Below are 16900 nucleotides of genomic sequence, written 5' to 3' on the forward strand. Positions count from 1 at the left end.
AATTATCATTTTGATTTCACTGTGTTACATTAGCGGCTAGCAGCCCATAACTCAACTTCATATTGCATTATGTACACACTTACCAATGCCTCGTTCGAAATCGACGGTAAGAAAATCCTTTCGCCAACGACTTTGACCTTTGAACCAAAGAAGATCACCACCTTGCTTGGTCATAATGGATGTGGCAAATCGACACTCATTAAACTGTTAAGTCGACAAAATACGCCAACAGAAGGTGACGTTTTCTTCAATGAGCAACCACTCGCCTCATACAGTAACCTTGAATTTGCACACCAAGTCGCCTACCTGCCGCAGCACCCACCGATTACTGATGGCGTGACCGTTCGTGAACTGGTTTGCTTTGGCCGTTATCCATGGAAAGGCGCATTTGGACGTTACAGCAAAGATGATTATGCCATCGTAGACGAAGCGATTGAGAAAGTTGGCCTTAATGCCTTTTCTGACCGATTTGTCGCAACACTTTCCGGCGGAGAAAGACAAAGAGCTTGGGTCGCCATGCTACTTGCTCAGCAAAGCCAATGTATTTTGCTTGATGAACCAACCTCAGCACTCGATGTCGCGCACCAGCATGAATTGCTCGCTTTGATCAGAGAGCTTAATCAGTCACTCGGCTTAACCGTGATCATGGTGCTTCATGATGTCAACATGGCCGCCAAATTCAGTGATCATTTGATTGCGCTTCATTCTGGGAAAGTGATTGCTTCCGGTTCGCCTAAAGATTTGATGACGCCAGAAACACTAATGCAAATCTACGGAATGGAGCTTGCGCTCTTTAAACACCCTGAGACAGGGCAACCTATCAGCTACATCCCTTAAATCAAAAGGAACCTGTTGTGAAAAAGTTCATCACCATGCTGTTCACAGTATTAGCTTTCAACGCCCTTGCTCTAGAGAGCGTTCACGCACTAGAAATCAAACATGAAATGGGCAGTGTCTCTTTCGATGCTACACCTAAAAAAGTGGTGGCTTTAGATTGGGCACTCACCGAAACCGTATTAAGCCTAGGCGTTGAGTTGCAAGGTGTGGCAGACGCACAAGGTTATCAGCAATGGGTGGTAAAACCTGCGTTAAATGCAGACGTGACAGATGTGGGATCTCGAAGAGAACCAAACCTAGAGCTACTAACAGAACTCAAACCTGACGTCATTTTAATCAGCGAGCATATGGCGGCGGCCTACCACCAGCTCAATAAAATCGCACCTGTCTTGGTTTACAGTGTCTACAGCAAAAAGAAACAACCTCTTGAATCCGCAACTTCGGTTACCCTCTCTTTAGGCAAGCTATTTAACAAAGCACAACGCGCCCAACAAGTGATTGATGAGACAAACAAGAGATTAAGCGATAATGGTGAAAAAATACGTGCCGCAGGCAACTCAGACAAACCACTGATTTTTGCACGCTTTATCAACGACAAAACCTTACGCATTCATAGCCAAGGTTCATTAGCGCAAGCCACCATAAGCAGCATGGGCCTTAAAAACGACTGGCAAGAGCAGACAAACCTCTGGGGTTTTACCACTACAGGTACTGAAAGGCTCGCTGAACACCAACAGACGAATGTGATGATCTTTGGCCCGCTAACGGAAGAAGAGCATAAGAAACTGACTCAATCCCCTCTTTGGCAAGCGATGGCGTTTACACGTACAGACTCCGTTTACGAACTTCCTACCATCTGGACCTTCGGTGGGCTAATCGCTGCTCAAAGGTTTAGTGACCACATTACCGAACTTCTTATCCAAAAATAATGGCTACCGTAAAGATCGAAAAAACCGTCACAGGGCGATTCAATATCAAGGCAGCGGCACTACCTCTCGCTGCTGTTTTGTTGATCAGCTCGCTACTGCAAATTACCGCTCCTTACTCGCAAGGGGTTGGCTTGATTTGGGATACGCTGTTTCACTTTGATTCTTCAAATTATCAGCATCTGATTACTCACCTCACCTATTTACCTAGGCTTACCGTCGCTCTCATTTGTGGTTTTGCACTGGCAGTCGCTGGGTGTGTGATGCAATTTGTACTGCGTAATCCCATTGCCTCACCTACCACATTGGGTGTTGCTGCGGGCGCAGAACTCGGCATGGTATTAGGGATCCTTTTAATTCCTGCTAACCTAGCTATCCCAGGGTTTATTCCCGCTTTCATCGGGGGCTGCCTTGCAACAGGCTTAGTTTTTACCTTAAGTTCTGCACGAGGCTTTTCACCATTACACATGGTGTTAGCCGGTATGGTGGTCAGCCTATTTTTAGGCTCACTCAACACCATGTTGCTCATGCTGCATGAACAACGGCTTACCAGTATTTTTGTTTGGGGTGCCGGTGTACTGAATCAGAATGATTGGTCGAGCGTGCAGGTTCTCATACCTTTAGTCTCGATCCCGACGCTGTTATTACTGGTTTTACAGCGTCCATTATCAGCGCTGCAATTTGGTGATAATGTCGCTACTTCACTTGGTGTAAACATCAAACAAATCAAATTGCTTTGCTTATCGTTGGCGATTTTTATTACTGCAGCCGTAGTCAGTGAAGTAGGCTTAATCGGATTCGTTGGCATTGTGGCTCCTGCTATCGCTAGGCTTATCGGTGTAAGAGCACTCGCGAAACAGATTCTGGTCAGTGGGTTGGTAGGCAGCTTCATTCTATTGATTGTGGATTTAGTGATTCAGCCCTTCTCTGGCTTCGGTGGCGAACTGCTCCCTACCGGCGCAATGACGGCGCTACTGGGTGCTCCTTTCTTATTGTGGTTACTGCAACGTACCAAGCTGCAGTCCGATCTCAAAAACCGCAGTGAAACCATTGAGCACTACAAATTCGTCAGTACGCGTAAAGTACTGGCCGCGATGTCAGTGCTATTGACGGTAATGTGTGTTCTTGCTCTTACAGTAGGTAAAAACCAGTTTGGTTGGAATCTTGAACTCAACTCATCGCTATTCGATCTGCGTCTACCACGTGTATTAGTCGCGCTATTGGCAGGGATCGGGCTTGCGTTTGCAGGCACGATTATTCAACGCATCTCAAACAACCCAATGGCGAGCCCCGAAGTATTGGGGATCAGCTCAGGGGCTGCTCTGGCGTTAGTGCTCGGCACACTATTTGGCACTGCAGTCGGCCGAGAAGAGCAAATGCTGCTTGGTACACTCGGTGCAACTTCAGTGACTGCCGTGGTTTGGTTAATGGGAAGAAAACACAATTTCGCCCCAACGCAAACCTTGTTAACAGGCATCGCGCTAAGTGCAGGGCTCGACGCTCTATTGCGCATCACAATGAGCTCGGGTAATGAGAATGCAACCGCGCTCCTCACTTGGCTTTCAGGCTCGACTTATTTAGTCGCTAATCAAGATGTCATTTTGCTCGCCGTTGGGGTTGCCATCATCAGTGCAGTGGCGCTGTCTTTGAATCGCTGGATAGAGCTGATTAACTTAGGCGACGTCACCACAAGCAGCCTAGGTATGAACACAACCGCTGTTCGATTGGCTTTGCTTTTGCTAGTCGCGGCACTAACAACTCTGTGCACCATCGTCATTGGGCCATTAAGTTTCATTGGATTATTGGCGCCACACATGGCGCGTTCGCTTCACCAATATCGCGCGATTCCTCAAATGCTCACAGCAGCATTATTAGGCGCTATCATCATGGTGGCTGCAGACTGGATTGGTCGTACGCTATGGTTCCCTTGGCAGTTCCCGGCAGGTCTATTAGCCTCTCTGATTGGTGGCGGCTACTTCCTCTATCTAATGAGAAAATAAGCACACACGAGAAATCACTTTCTCCGCTTAAAGCCCCGTTTGAAGCCTCTATTTGAAGCCTCTATTTGAAGTCGAGGCTTTAAGCGGGCTCTCTTCTTACTCATTGACACACTTGCCAACAAAGCTATCAATAACCGATCAATTCCCAATCAACCGCTAAATTACCAACCAATCTATCCATTGCAACAGGTCGATTAACATTGTCTTTTGGTTACAAAAACACAATTTATGGTATTTAAGCCTTTTTGTGTTTACCATGGAATCAAGATTAAACACATACTCTGAGCGTCATGGACATAACGACAATTACAAAGCTCCAACAAAATTTGTTATTCAAGGTCATCGCGAGGCTAAAAGCCGACAACGCGAAAGCGGGAAGCAGCCTAAATGAATCATCTTTGGCGCAGCAATTCGAAGTATCAAGAAGCCCTATTCGAGCGGTGCTAAAACACTTGTCAGCGCAAGGCATCACTAAAGTCGTCCCTTATAAAGGGTCTGTATTACAAACCGATGCGGCAGATATCGAAATTTCAGGCCAAGACAACGACCAAGAACCTCGCCAAGAACAATTATACCTGCGCGTACTCATGGATTTATTTTTTAGTGAGTTAGGTCAGTCGTTTTCCGAGAAAGACCTGCAACAACGTTATGATGCCAATCGTGGTGAGATGCAAAGCGTACTGCGCCTGTTAGAAAGCGATGGTATTTTTCGTCGCAGTCCAGGATACAAATGGCAGCTTGATGGTGTGTTGAACACCTTAGAAAGACACACCGAAAGTTATCGCTGTCGACTCATTTTCGAGCCTGCAGGCCTACTCGAACCAACATGGACACTTGATAACAGTGCAATTGAAAGCTGCCGAGATCGCCATGCTCAAGCGATTAACGCCCCAGAATCAGTCAACGCCAGTCAACTCTTTAGCCTCAGTGCCGAGTTTCACGAGCAACTTGCCGCATGTTCAGGAAATCGCTTCTTATTGAGCACCATGCAACAACATAATCGCCTACGTAAAGCGACCGATCTCGTCTCGATGCACATTCAATCTTCGGTCACTAAATCGTGCCAGCGTCGCCTAGAGATCATCGAATTGGTGCTCGAAGGTGACAACCAAACGGCCTCGACAAAATTAGCTCAGCTACTGGAAAATGACATTCGAGTCATGAAACGCACCTACAACGACGTAATGACGGTCTCTATGGAGCAGCGAGAAAGTTTAATCAACAGTATCATTGCAAAAAACAGTTAACTACGTGAGCAGTCAAATCATGGCTGCCCTTATCGTGTCCTTCTACCATCGAAAATGCCATTCTGACTTCATGAACACACGAGGCCTGTTTACCTTTCGTTGTTAAATTTTGTTCAAAAGATCAACAGGCCCTAATACCTGCACTTTCACACCTTCTGAATTATATGGTTCACACCCGCTTAAACACTTGCGGAACAAGGCACTGGCTCTGTTCCGCCCGAGTGACTAACCCCCTCGGCAAACAAGTGTTTCCAAATCTATAAAATAAAATTGCATTTTCATATTGTATTTTTGCAACAAAAACACAATAATAATGATTCTTATTTAGAATTGATAAACTTAACGATAATACTTCGTACTTTAACTATAGAAGTAGTAACCGCTTAGGTGGCGTGAATGCGAACGTATACAAGCTTGAAAGATATCGAGATGAGTATGTTTGGGGCCATAAGTAAGTGACCACGTTAACCTCTTTTCTAATTTAGGAGGCTTCATTTATTACTAACCAGTAAAGATGAACGCTTGTTTACTTATAAAAAACAAAGTCATCGCACAAATATGAGTCTTTGTGCAGCCTTTTATTGATCAAGATTGAGAACAAAATGAAAACCGAAAAAGGAAGTTTCAAGCTTTCCACCGTTACGCTAGCGATTGTCGCAGCAAGCACAGTGTTTACAGCCCAAGCACAAGAATACACAACCGAAGAAAACATGGTGGTTGTCGCAAGCCGAACGCCTAAAGCGATCAGCGATATTCCGGGAACAGTTTGGTACATCGACGCAGATAAAATCGAACAGGAATACCGTGGCGGTAAATCATTAGGTGAAATTCTATCGGCGAGCATTCCCTCTTTAGATGTAAGCAGCGGCGCTCGTACTAACTATGGTCAGAATCTACGTGGCCGTAAGATGCTCGTTATGATCGATGGCGTATCACTGCAATCCTCTCGCCAAATCAGCCGCCACTTAGATTCAATCGACCCATTTAACATTGATCGCATCGAAGTGTTATCGGGTGCAACATCTATCTACGGTGCCGGTGCTTCTGGTGGTGTCATCAACATCATCACCAAAAAAGCACAAGGTGAAGAGTTAGAATTCGAATCTTATGTCGGTGGCTCATCGGGCTTTAATTCAGGTGAAGATTTCGATTACAAAGTCGGTCAATCTATCTCTGGCGGTAACGACAAAGTTCAAGCTCGCTCTTCTGTGGTTTACACCGAGACACAAGGTGTATTCGATGCAGATGGCGATATTGTTACTCCTGACATTTCACAAGGCTCACTGCAGTTCAACAAGACGGTAGATTTCCTGACAACTGTCGGCGTGAACCTGTCTGAGACCAAAAAGCTCAACTTCCTAGCACAATATTACGATAGCCAGCAAAACTCTCCTTACGGTCTATACATCACCGGGCGCGATTTTGTTGACGTACGTAAAGGGTTTTACTCGGATCGCGAACACGGAACTGAGCGCATCATGCTGAGTGCCTCTTACGTCGATGATCAATTCCTTGGGCATCAGTTTATTGCTGAAGCTTCATACCGTAAAGAAGACCAAACTTACACGCCTTACTTCCAATCTTCTGGTCAACAAATTACCGATGTTATTTCATTAAAAACAGCACTGGCTAAGAGCTTCAATAAGTTCAATATTGTTTATGGTATCGATGCGTATCAAGATCAGCTTGATAGCAATCAAGCGCTTTACGATCGCACCATTGCGAACAATTCAGGCAACTTAGTCAACAAGACCTATGCACAAGTGGGTCGCTATGCAGGTGTTAAAGTCAGCTCTATCGCAGGCTTTATACAATCTGACTATGCGATCACCGATGATTGGACGGTGGAAGGTGGATTCCGCTACCAATACATCTCTAACAAGATTGATGATTTTGTCGGCTACAGCCAGCAGAAGAAAATTGCTGCTGGTAAAGGCAAAACAGCAGACGCAGTACCAGGTGGTGAAACTGATTACGGTGTTGGCTTATTTAACCTAGGTACGATCTACCACCTTAATAACGAGTCTCAAGTTTGGGCAAACTTCTCGCAAGGTTTCGACCTTGCAGACCCAGCTAAATACTACGGACAAGGCAGCTACAAGCTCGTTGGTGATCACTGGAAACTCAACGACAGCATCAACGTTAATGACTCAAAAATGTCTGGTATCAAAACCAACAGTTTCGAGTTAGGTTACCGCCTTGATACTGGCGAGCTAAGCTTGCAAACCGCGGCTTATTACTCACAATCTGACAAATCAGTGAAGTACAACAGAAAGACATTGCTGATTGAAAACATCAATGACAAAAAGCGAGTGTACGGGCTAGAGGCGATGGCTTCTTACTGGGTACATGACAACATTCAACTGGGCGCTTCTGGTCACTACGTCACCTCTGAAGTGAAAGGTAACGACGGTTGGAAAGATGTATCTGCAGGAAGTGCAAGTACTTCTAAAGCAAGTGCTTGGGCAGGTTGGTATGACACAGACCTATCTGTAAAAGTACAAAGCCAAACTATGTTTGATTACGAAGACGACAAAAACAAACTTGATGGCTACACCGTGTTTGATCTAGTGAGTACGTATCAGCTTCCTGTCGGTAGTCTAGGTTTTGGTATTCAAAACTTACTGAACAAAGACTACACCACTGTTTGGGGTCAACGTGCTCAAATCCTTTACTCGTCTCATTACGACTCAGCAGCGTATGACTACAAAGGCCGCGGCCGTACTTACACTCTGAACTACCAAGTTAAGTACTAATTAATCGGTCTGCATAAGCTGAATTAGTCGCTTACTCTAAAGTGTGGGATAGCTAAAAGACAAAAAGGGTTGGCAAACATGCCAACCCTTTTCAATTGAGGGTTCATTCCGAACTCCCCTATGTTTAACTCTACTTATGCTTAAGCTGTCTTTTCTTTCAAGTTTGATTCTTGTTTATCATCAAGCGCAAAGTAGATCTTCGATACAATTACTTCAGCAATGAGAATCGTAAATACCACGGCGAAGAACGCCACTACACCATTCCAAGGGCCTGTAAAGCTCACCTTCTCGCCGAACAATAAGTTAATCGCTTCTAGCATCACGAACTTTGAACCCACCAAGATGATGTAAGTAGTGATGGCGCGATAAACCTTAGGCCCGGTACCCGGTTTACTTTTGAAGTGCTCAGCAATCTTGTGTTCTAAGCCAATAGAGAGCTTCAACAATAACTGCAGTAATAACGCTGCTATCAAAGAAATAGTGAAAGACTCAATGTTGACGAAGTCCCAGTACTCATCGAAAAAATTAAGTACCACTAAGTCCACCAGCACAGCTAACGTGTAACCTACAAATAGACGTTGTGGTGTGTTGAACCCGTAAACTTTGTCTGATTTAGTCATTCTGTCTCTCTCTAATTTGATAAGTCGCCTTGATTTGAAATACATCTTAGCGCTCGAAAAGGAGCAAAACTTACCATTTTGTGACACCACCAATAATCATTATTCAAATTAATGATTCGACAGAAATCCCCCTTCCTTCTCTTATAGCAATAGCAATAGCAAAAACACACCCAATTCATCACTGTCACCAAATGGCCATTCTTCAAATGCTGTCCCCATATGATGACTCCATCAGCGACACACACTCATTTCCAAAAGGTGCAGACTATGAAAAAGCTAATCACTAACGTGAACGTATTTAACGGTGTTGATAACAACTTAATCGAGAGCGTATCAGTCCTCATCGAGGATAACTTGATCACCCAGATTAGAGAAATTAACTTCCATTCTACGAGTTAGTTTCCGTTTCTCGAGTTAATTCCCACTCTATGAATCAATTTACATTCACGTATTACCCACCCAAATAACAACCACACAAGAAACAAAATGGAATATCAACCTGTAAAAATTAAAAATAAGCAACCTCTAATTACTTCGTAAAAAACACAGAGTAAAGGGAATTATTTAAGTATGGAAAACTCTAACTAAATGTTAAGTGATAATTTATCTGGAGGTGCTATTTTAATATAACCTTGTCAACCCCACGCCCTTAAATTGCACATAAGACAATTTATAAAAGTAAATACTATTAATAATTTTTTGTAATCAGGAATTAACAATGAGACTGTTGTTGTACTCGACATGTGGTGTTCTGAGTTTTCTAGGCATATTTGGACTAGCTGCGTTGTATATTGTTTATTAATTTGTAATCTACTTTTACAATTAATATTTAAATGATAGAAAGCCCTAATCAATAGGGCTTTTTATCCATCAAAGATAATAATTAAGTTATCGTAAATTTATTCTATTTACTTTTCTCTTCTAGCTTAGCCTTTACTATTGGATATAGTTTTTCGTATGGCAAGTAGCCGGGGAGCAATGTTCCATCAATTAGCATCGCTGGTGTACCCCGAACACCCAGCCTCGTAAATAAGTTATAGTTTTCAGCAACTTCAATCGCTATTTCACTGTCTGAAGAAACATAATCGGTGGCTTTGTTCTTCTTCGCTACTTTCATTATCGAACGAACGTTGTGAATACCAGGCTTACTGATCAACATCTCTTCAACTGCTTTGTATTTTTCTTTGTCATTGTTCCAGACATTGAGTCCAAAAGTTGCTGAGTTCAATGGCGAATCTCTCTCCTTTAGAGGGATATAAATATTTATCACCTTGATGTCATTAGGGAACTCATCCGCTATTTTTCGAAGAACAGGGTCTAATTTTTTACACCACGGGCAACTAAAATCAGTCATATTTACGATCGTCAGTTTTGGATGTTCGGAACCATACCAAGGGTGATGTGGGTTGTTATAAATAAAGTCATGACTCTCAACTAACGTTTTATCAAAGCTACTTTGTTGATCTATGTAAGCAGCTAGACTGTCGTGAACTGAATCGATAATACCTTCGTTCGTTTCTAGCATTTGCGTTATCTCGGCAATTTTTTCTTGTTTTGTCATTGCGAAAGTGACGGGTGAGAAAGCCAGAGTAACCAATAGTGTGATGATGCTTTTTGTAATGAATTTCATATTTTTCCCATTAATACTTAGCTAACCAAAGTCGGGCTGCGATACCTATTGGCGTAGTAATTCCTGAAGTAACACTTGTTACTTTTCCATCATTAATAACAATGAGTGTTGGCGTTAAGGAGATTCCCCAATCGCGTGCAATTTTACCTTGAGTGTCATTAATGTTGTCGTAGCTATACCCTTTAGCATTCATATAGCGTTGAACTCTTTCATCTTTACCCGAAGTCAGTGATACACCAACGACGGGATAGCTCGATGAAAACCAATCAACCACTGGCGTCACAAATTTGCAGGCGACGCACCATGTCGTCCAAAAATAAACTAATACCGGCTCTTTCTTACTCATCTCTATTACATCTATCGGTTTACCGGATAACGACATCCCAACCATTGGCGGAACGTTCTGCATTGGAACGTCTTTTGTACGCCAATAATCAACACCAAAGACCACGACCAATGCGAACAAGGTATACAGTAATGCCGATCTCAACTTCTGCTTTTTGGACTGAGGTTTTGCCTTAGCTTTTTTTCTCATCATTCGTCACCACCTTTTGCTTTCTCAATGGCTTCCATCACCGCATCACTGGTTAAGATGACAGGAAGCTCAATACCTTCCGGAGCGTTAGGGCCATAAACCATGTTGAACGGAACACCGAAACGGTTGTGATCTTGTAGGTATGACGTGACACTATCACTTGGGACTGTCCAATCGCCCTCCATCGGCACTACATCACCTTCAGTCAATACGCTGTAAACAGGATCTTGTAAGAGAACCCCGATCTTGTTTGCTTTACAAGTCACGCACCAATCAGCGGTAACATCAACGAAAACTACTTTGTCATTAGCAACATGCTCATCAATGGCTACGGTCGACAAAGCTTCCCACTCAGGTTCTGGTGGCAGAATTTTGGATGTTGCCTTCTCGACAAATAACGAGGCAGAGATAACACTCAACAGCAGCAAGGCAACAGCACCCGCAGTCTTGATTCCATGCACTTGAACCAACCGGACAAGCAATAAGCAAACACTGACTGCCAATATTGCGTATAACCACAATTGAGGGACGTGAGGTCGAAGCAAGCCAAAGAGCCAAACGCTAGTGATTAGCATCATTCCGCCGAACAGGTATTTAACACGGTTCATCCATGCTCCTGGTTTAGGCAGCGCCAAAGCTATCGATGGGAATGCAGCAACGATGATCCATGGAAGTGCCATACCAACGGCAAGTGCGGTGAAAATACCAAACATCGTCGGGATAGTCGTGGCAAGAGCAAATGCAACGGCTGTCCCAAGAAATGGAGCAGAACATGGCGTAGCCAATAGCGTTGCGAACATGCCTTGTGTAAAGTGTCCGACGTAACTACTGCCTCCCTTGGTTGCCATCCACGTATTGGTATTAGATGAAAGACGGATCTCGAAAAGCCCTAACATGTTGGCGCTGAAAAGGGCTGTGACGATAAACATCCCTCCGATAAACCAACCGTTTTGGAACTGAATTCCCCAACCGATAACGCTGCCTGATATTTTTAACACAGCCAAGAAAGTGGCGATTAACCAGAAGGATGCGAGGATGCCACTCGCAGATGCAAGGAATTGGAACCTAACCTGTTTTCTTGCCATGCCTTGAGCAGAAATAACCCCACTCAGTTTCATTCCAAGTACAGGGAATACACAGGGCATGATATTGAGAATCAACCCACCTAATAGCGCCAAAAGCACCATACTTATCATAGAGCTATTACCCACTATGCCGTTGGTAACAGTGGCTGGGTATTCTGTAATGAAGTCTTTGTCTTTGATGCTGACACGAATGTGTTGGTTGTTGAGATCGGGTGTGCCCATCCAGCTGCTTACGTCATAAGTCGCAATGGCTTGGTTACCTTCAATTTCAATGTGAGGAATACCAAATTCAGCATCTTGCATTTCATCTGAATCACCATCCACGATTATATCGGGTGCAGTCCAACCAATTTTATGTGTAGCAATAACTTGAAGTTGCGACTTGTGAGCATCCCAAATCGTAGATGTACCCTCTACAAGCGGTGAGTCTTTCGGCACTTCGCTCATTGCTTTTGCGTAGACAAGCATCGCGTCGTTATTCACGGTCATCTCACTTGGGTTAAACACCAAGTTGATGTCAAAATCCGTGAGAATACATATGGTGGTGCATGAAGACATCGTCAGCACTGCATGGAGCTCAACAGGTTTGTTCATATCATCAATATGAAGATTCATCGGAAAGATGATGTTGTGCTTGTAGCCTAGCGTATCTATGCCGAGCAAGTTGAAGCGTTGAGGAAACTTCCAAAACCATTGCAGTTGCGAAACGTTCTTAGAGTCAGCCCATTTAATTTTGGGCGCAATGCCTCCTTCGCCAGGACTTCTCCAGTAAGTTTTCCATTCATCAGAAAGGTTCACTTCCAGATAACCCGCCGCGGTTTTATCTTCTTTATTAATTTGTCCTGTCATGACAAAACGCGTTTCTACATACGGATGTAACTTGTCTTGCATCCAACCCGTTGTAACAGGAGTCATTGATTCGCTCGCACTTGCGTTCACAGTGAATGTTGAACACAACGCAACGAATAGCCAAAGCACAACAAAGCGCAATGACATTTTGCTTTTAGGCATGTCTAATTTTTCCTTAAAAAATGAATAATATGAGTGTTAGTTAAACGCTCTTATTTTCATTCTTTAAAGACACAGATCTTGAGATGGATGCGCCTACCTTTGTGGAGGATTGGCTCAGTGAAGGGAGGGAAATACGGGACAGTACTTAGCAACCACAATACGACGACAACGAGTATGAAGTACGTGAATATAGCTTGATCATTGACTTGGTGGTGATCAAAGTTTATCAGGTGTTCTGATAACTCACATTTTTGGACGGATTGGCCGTCTTGGGATTGAGATGCCCCATCAATAAAAACGCCACTATCGCTAATCTTGTTTGCCTGCACGGCAGTAGAAATAGCAGAATCACTGTTGTCATAATTTACTTTGCAGCCTTGGATAAAACTCATATTACTGGCGAGACAGAAACAGATAACCCAACCCACTAATAATAGTGCGCTACGAGTTAGCTGATGTGTGTTTCGACTTGAGATCATATCTAAACTGCAGATGTCTTGTTATGGTAAACGTAGCAATACGACTTAACTAAAATAATAAAGTTCAATTTTTTTCTCAATGTCGATAATTTTCATGAATCAAAGCGATTGAGAATCGTAAAAATCATATACCAACAATCAGGGTCGGAAAGACAATCAGTATCGAAAAGACAATCGACATCAGCCATACCGCGGTCGAGCAGCGTGAACTAAGTAAACTCGGACCAAGACAATACATGCTCAAGAACAACGTATGACCTAACTCTCTGTTTTCTTGCTAGTATTAAACTCATGCTGTTTGTTTATGTATAAAAATTATTGATTGAATGACGAAGCTTGTTGAGATGGGGATGAGATTAGAATGAGGCAATTCATTACTGGACGATTATTTTTCGTACTGTTATTCAGTGCTGTGCTGTCAGGGTGTGGTAATTTTAGAAATCTATCTAATGAGATAGACGCAATTGATGCCTATACCGACCAGTACCAAATCATTTTGACCGAACCAGCGTCGGGCTCAGCCGTCGTTATTCAACAGATAAAAGATATCAATAAAAGCGAAGTTGATGGCTACGACGGCATAATAGATAGCGACAGTATTCAATTGCAGCTATCTAGAAAAATACACTACCTACTTGTCTTTGATGATAAAAACCAAGATTTAACCCTACAAGCTGACGAACCATTCAGTGTCGTTAATCTGCATGATCACCAAGACAATTCTACAGTAAGAATTTCACTCGCCATTAACGAAAACAAAGCGCCCAGAGCCTTTGTTAATCACTCATTGTCCTCTTTACTGAAAGTGGAATTGGATCTTGTCGATATAGGCACCGTTGTGAGTTTAACGGATCCGCCCTTTAAGCGAGAAAACGCTAAGCTCGGCATGTGGCAGCCAGTAACATTCTTTTTTGAAGGGAATGCTGGACTCTACTTTTTGTCGGAATACGACCCAACTAAAATCCCTATCCTATTTGTACATGGTATCAACGCAACCGCTTTAGATTTTGCTCCATTAATCGAAAAAATCGATCAATCTAAATACCAAATATGGGTATTCAACTACCCTTCTGGCTTATCTCTGGTTTTAAGTTCGAAAGGCTTAAATAACCTGCTGCATACCATAGTGACGGAATACAAGATCCAACAATCACACGTGGTGGCACACAGCATGGGCGGGCTGATCGTGGCAAACAGTGTTCGTCAGTGCCAAATCGGGCAGTTGTGCAATTTTGTCAGCAGCATCACCACCATATCTTCCCCGTTTGGTGGGGTGACATCTGCCAAGCAAGGAGTTGAATACTCCCCTATCGTGATGCCAGCCTGGGTAGATTTAAATCCAGACGGAAAATTTATCGCCGAGTTATTTGGTAGTAAAACTAAAAACCATACCCCGCACTTTTTAGCGTTTGGATACAATTCAGGGGAGTTATTTAATACCAACAGTAATGATGGCGTAATTGACCTATCAAGCCAGCTTTGGCGCCCAGCTCAATTAAACGCCGACCAAATTCTTGGTTACGATGAAAACCATTTAAGCATCTTAGACAACGACGACTTGTTTGAAGATCTTTCTGAGTTTTGGTTGAGAACCGAACAAGGCTATAATGCCAATGAAAATAATTTTTAAGATTAATTGACTATTGGTTGTCCACAATTGATATTGTTTATTTAGACACCACTACCACAGTAAATACTAACTCCTGTAGGAATGCAGACAGCACCGTTGGTTGCACAGCCAGATATATAAAGACAAAGAGCGGTTATTATTAGTTTTCTCATACAGAATAAAATCCTTTAGGTAGAAACATTGTGTGTTTTGGACAACAGAAAATGCATTTCTACTCAAATAAAAAGAAATTTTTATTTATACACTTCATATAAACAACCAAACTCTACTTTTTACCATATTTATACAATGCGAGTATTAGTATTTTGCCAACGAAAACACTGGTGAATTTAGTCCTAAAGTCCAAGTTAATTAGCTTATCAACAAGAAGGGGGGGGGATCTATACCAATCCCTCTCCCAAAAATCTCTTTCTACTTACAAGCTCTCAATTGCCTTTTGCACTGCAGGGCCAATCTGGCGCTTACGAGAAGTGACGCCCTCCAAAGTCAGCATGTCACTTGTTGGTTCAGCATTGAAAGCCGATTTTTTAATCTCCTTAATTCACCTAAGTTCACTTATTTTTGCCCCTAATCATCCTCACCCTATATGTAGATTTTCGACGGGGAAATATAGACATAGCGAATCAACTCATGCCTCCTGCGCACTTGTCAAATACATTAAAACCGAACATATATGAACACTGAGTGATATTGCCAGGTAATACTTGGTGATGATATTGTAAATAAATAATAATAGCTATTTTTCAGACAGTTATTCGATTCGCAAATTCAACTATTTATATTGAATCACGCAGGAGTATTAAAGTGATACTAAATCATAATTTAGACTGGAGTATTGTTGGCTCTATACCAACTGGCCCTGGAACATTTGTAAGAGATGCCTTTCAATTACAATATGGCCAACCCACTAGAGAACTCCTTCCAGCTGGGACATCGATATATAAATTTAATGGTTATCCAACTTTAGGGCGAGGCGAAATTACAGACGAGACCACACTGTCACCATGGTGGTCACCAACCGACCCTTTCCAACATGATGCAGGACTAGAACAAAAGAAAAAAATTGCGCAGCGTAATGGCGTATCTCTTAGAGAATGGGGACGTTTGACCTCAGTTATCAAAGAGAACTGGAGTTCATTGGATTACTTATTGGAGATGAGACTAAAATCTCCGGTTTATGCTTGGTTTGGCGGTTTTAAAGGGATGGACCGTATTGATGCAGGCTCACAATCCAAAAGAAATACAGCTCTTGAAATGAGAGGTAATTCGCAAGGCCTACCTGGCGGAGCGACTCAATTCTATATTCCCAACTTAACCGTCGGCCATTTTATGTCTCACAAGTTTAGTAAGATGTGAGCCTGCTTAACGAATACAATTTCACTTTTGATTACTAACCAGTACCGGCCTAGCTCTTAGCACCGTTTATAGTAGTGGTTGACAATTCAAAGGAATACTTGAAGTTGGTTAGTGCTTATACCTAAAGGTATTACTGTCATCAACAATCTCAATTTTGACAGGCACAGTGCCTTGCTTAACGTTACCTATTTGTGCAAATGCCTTGTGAGAAAGGTCGATAACTCGGCCTTTTACGTAAGGGCCTCGATCGTTAATTTTCACATCGACCGACTTGCCATTGTCTGTATTGGTCACTCTCACGATCGTCCCAAAGGGCAAGGTTTTATGAGCCGCTGTGTAGGCATTCATGTTGTATGTCTCACCACTTGCTGTGAGTTTTCCATGGAATTTATCGCCATACCAAGAAGCTTTACCCACAAGAGCATGTGACTTGGCATAGTCCTTTGTTTTAGAACTGCCGACAGCCGACGTTGAGGTGCATCCAGCTAATATCATAAGAATAAGAGCGGTAAAGATGATATGTCGTTTTTTCATGTGATTTGGGAACGCTAATCTCTGCATGTTTCTCTATTTTCGTTGTTGTTGGTTAGTAATATTGTGCTGAGTATAGTCACAGCTCAGTCAAGGCTACCATTCGGTATGAGCCCGCAATATTTCCATAAACTACGCTTTCTTCCGTCATTTTCATGAAAGGTTTTATCCTTAAAACGTCAACTTTAACAACGTCTTAATGTTGTTTGTTTCTTTATCATTCTATTCAGAACGACGATGGCTACTTTTTTGTGTAG

Annotated in this window: 13 protein-coding genes and 1 pseudogene; 8 read left to right on the forward strand and 6 right to left on the reverse strand. The window is 42.8% G+C overall.

Translation table 11 applies throughout. The features are described 5' to 3' along the window. The first annotated feature begins 69 nt into the window (after window positions 1–69). From AB4513_RS05970 to AB4513_RS05990, 5 genes are all read left to right on the forward strand, one after another. Complete coding sequence (locus tag AB4513_RS05970; RefSeq protein ID WP_017104133.1) at window positions 70–837, forward strand: ABC transporter ATP-binding protein; 768 nt, start codon at window positions 70–72, stop codon at window positions 835–837. A 17-nt stretch (window positions 838–854) separates the two neighbouring features. Next, window positions 855–1766: an iron-siderophore ABC transporter substrate-binding protein gene (locus AB4513_RS05975; protein WP_017096909.1), complete on the forward strand. Its 912-nt coding sequence runs from the start codon at window positions 855–857 to the stop codon at window positions 1764–1766. Further along, on the forward strand, window positions 1766–3763 hold the full coding sequence (gene fhuB, locus AB4513_RS05980; protein WP_102257812.1) for a Fe(3+)-hydroxamate ABC transporter permease FhuB: 1998 nt from the start codon (window positions 1766–1768) through the stop codon (window positions 3761–3763). Before AB4513_RS05975 ends, fhuB begins: the two co-directional genes overlap by 1 nt. 290 nt (window positions 3764–4053) lie before the next feature. Beyond that, the gene (locus tag AB4513_RS05985; RefSeq protein WP_102257811.1) at window positions 4054–5010 is read left to right on the forward strand and encodes a GntR family transcriptional regulator; all 957 of its coding nucleotides are present in this window, start codon (window positions 4054–4056) and stop codon (window positions 5008–5010) included. A gap of 602 nt (window positions 5011–5612) precedes the next feature. Then, on the forward strand, window positions 5613–7766 hold the full coding sequence (locus AB4513_RS05990; protein WP_102249532.1) for a TonB-dependent receptor: 2154 nt from the start codon (window positions 5613–5615) through the stop codon (window positions 7764–7766). Window positions 7767–7906: 140 nt separating this feature from the next. Here AB4513_RS05990 and AB4513_RS05995 read toward each other — a convergent pair whose 3' ends face one another. Continuing rightward, window positions 7907–8386 (reverse strand): hypothetical protein, encoded by a 480-nt coding sequence (locus AB4513_RS05995; protein ID WP_009847195.1) that lies wholly within the window; start codon window positions 8384–8386, stop codon window positions 7907–7909. Window positions 8387–8653: 267 nt separating this feature from the next. Here AB4513_RS05995 and AB4513_RS06000 point away from each other — a divergent pair, with 267 nt between their 5' ends. Then, window positions 8654–8785 carry a hypothetical protein gene (locus tag AB4513_RS06000; protein WP_017100407.1) on the forward strand — a complete coding sequence of 44 codons (132 nt, stop codon included), beginning with the start codon at window positions 8654–8656 and terminating at the stop codon, window positions 8783–8785. Between the two features lie 505 nt (window positions 8786–9290). On the opposite strand, the gene AB4513_RS06005 is transcribed toward AB4513_RS06000, so the two are convergent. The 3 genes from AB4513_RS06005 to AB4513_RS06015 are packed head-to-tail and all read right to left on the reverse strand — an operon-like array spanning window position 9291 to window position 12647. Continuing rightward, a complete protein-coding gene (locus AB4513_RS06005) occupies window positions 9291–10016 on the reverse strand; it encodes a DsbA family protein (RefSeq protein WP_009847198.1) in 726 nt (241 codons plus the stop codon). Window positions 10017–10026: 10 nt separating this feature from the next. Beyond that, entirely contained in the window at window positions 10027–10554 is a 528-nt protein-coding gene (locus AB4513_RS06010; RefSeq protein WP_009847199.1) for a protein disulfide oxidoreductase, read from the reverse strand. Further along, window positions 10551–12647, reverse strand: a complete 2097-nt coding sequence (locus AB4513_RS06015; RefSeq protein ID WP_102257810.1) for a protein-disulfide reductase DsbD — start codon at window positions 12645–12647, stop codon at window positions 10551–10553. Before AB4513_RS06015 ends, AB4513_RS06010 begins: the two co-directional genes overlap by 4 nt. Window positions 12648–13487: 840 nt before the next feature. Between AB4513_RS06015 and AB4513_RS06020 the strand changes: the two genes are divergently transcribed. Continuing rightward, window positions 13488–14756 (forward strand): triacylglycerol lipase, encoded by a 1269-nt coding sequence (locus AB4513_RS06020; RefSeq protein WP_102257808.1) that lies wholly within the window; start codon window positions 13488–13490, stop codon window positions 14754–14756. A 415-nt stretch (window positions 14757–15171) separates the two neighbouring features. Here the strand turns inward: AB4513_RS06020 and AB4513_RS06025 are convergent. Further along, a pseudogene (locus AB4513_RS06025) lies at window positions 15172–15291 on the reverse strand (manganese-dependent inorganic pyrophosphatase); the annotation flags it as partial. A gap of 269 nt (window positions 15292–15560) precedes the next feature. Between AB4513_RS06025 and AB4513_RS06030 the strand changes: the two are divergent. Continuing rightward, window positions 15561–16112, forward strand: a complete 552-nt coding sequence (locus tag AB4513_RS06030) for a hypothetical protein (RefSeq protein ID WP_102257807.1) — start codon at window positions 15561–15563, stop codon at window positions 16110–16112. A 108-nt stretch (window positions 16113–16220) separates the two neighbouring features. Here AB4513_RS06030 and AB4513_RS06035 read toward each other — a convergent pair whose 3' ends face one another. Beyond that, a complete protein-coding gene (locus AB4513_RS06035) occupies window positions 16221–16673 on the reverse strand; it encodes a septal ring lytic transglycosylase RlpA family protein (protein WP_009847204.1) in 453 nt (150 codons plus the stop codon). Window positions 16674–16900 lie beyond the last annotated feature (227 nt).

Source organism: Vibrio sp. 10N.222.54.E6 (genome assembly GCF_041473955.1).
GTDB classification, from domain to species: Bacteria; Pseudomonadota; Gammaproteobacteria; order Enterobacterales; family Vibrionaceae; genus Vibrio; species Vibrio tasmaniensis_A.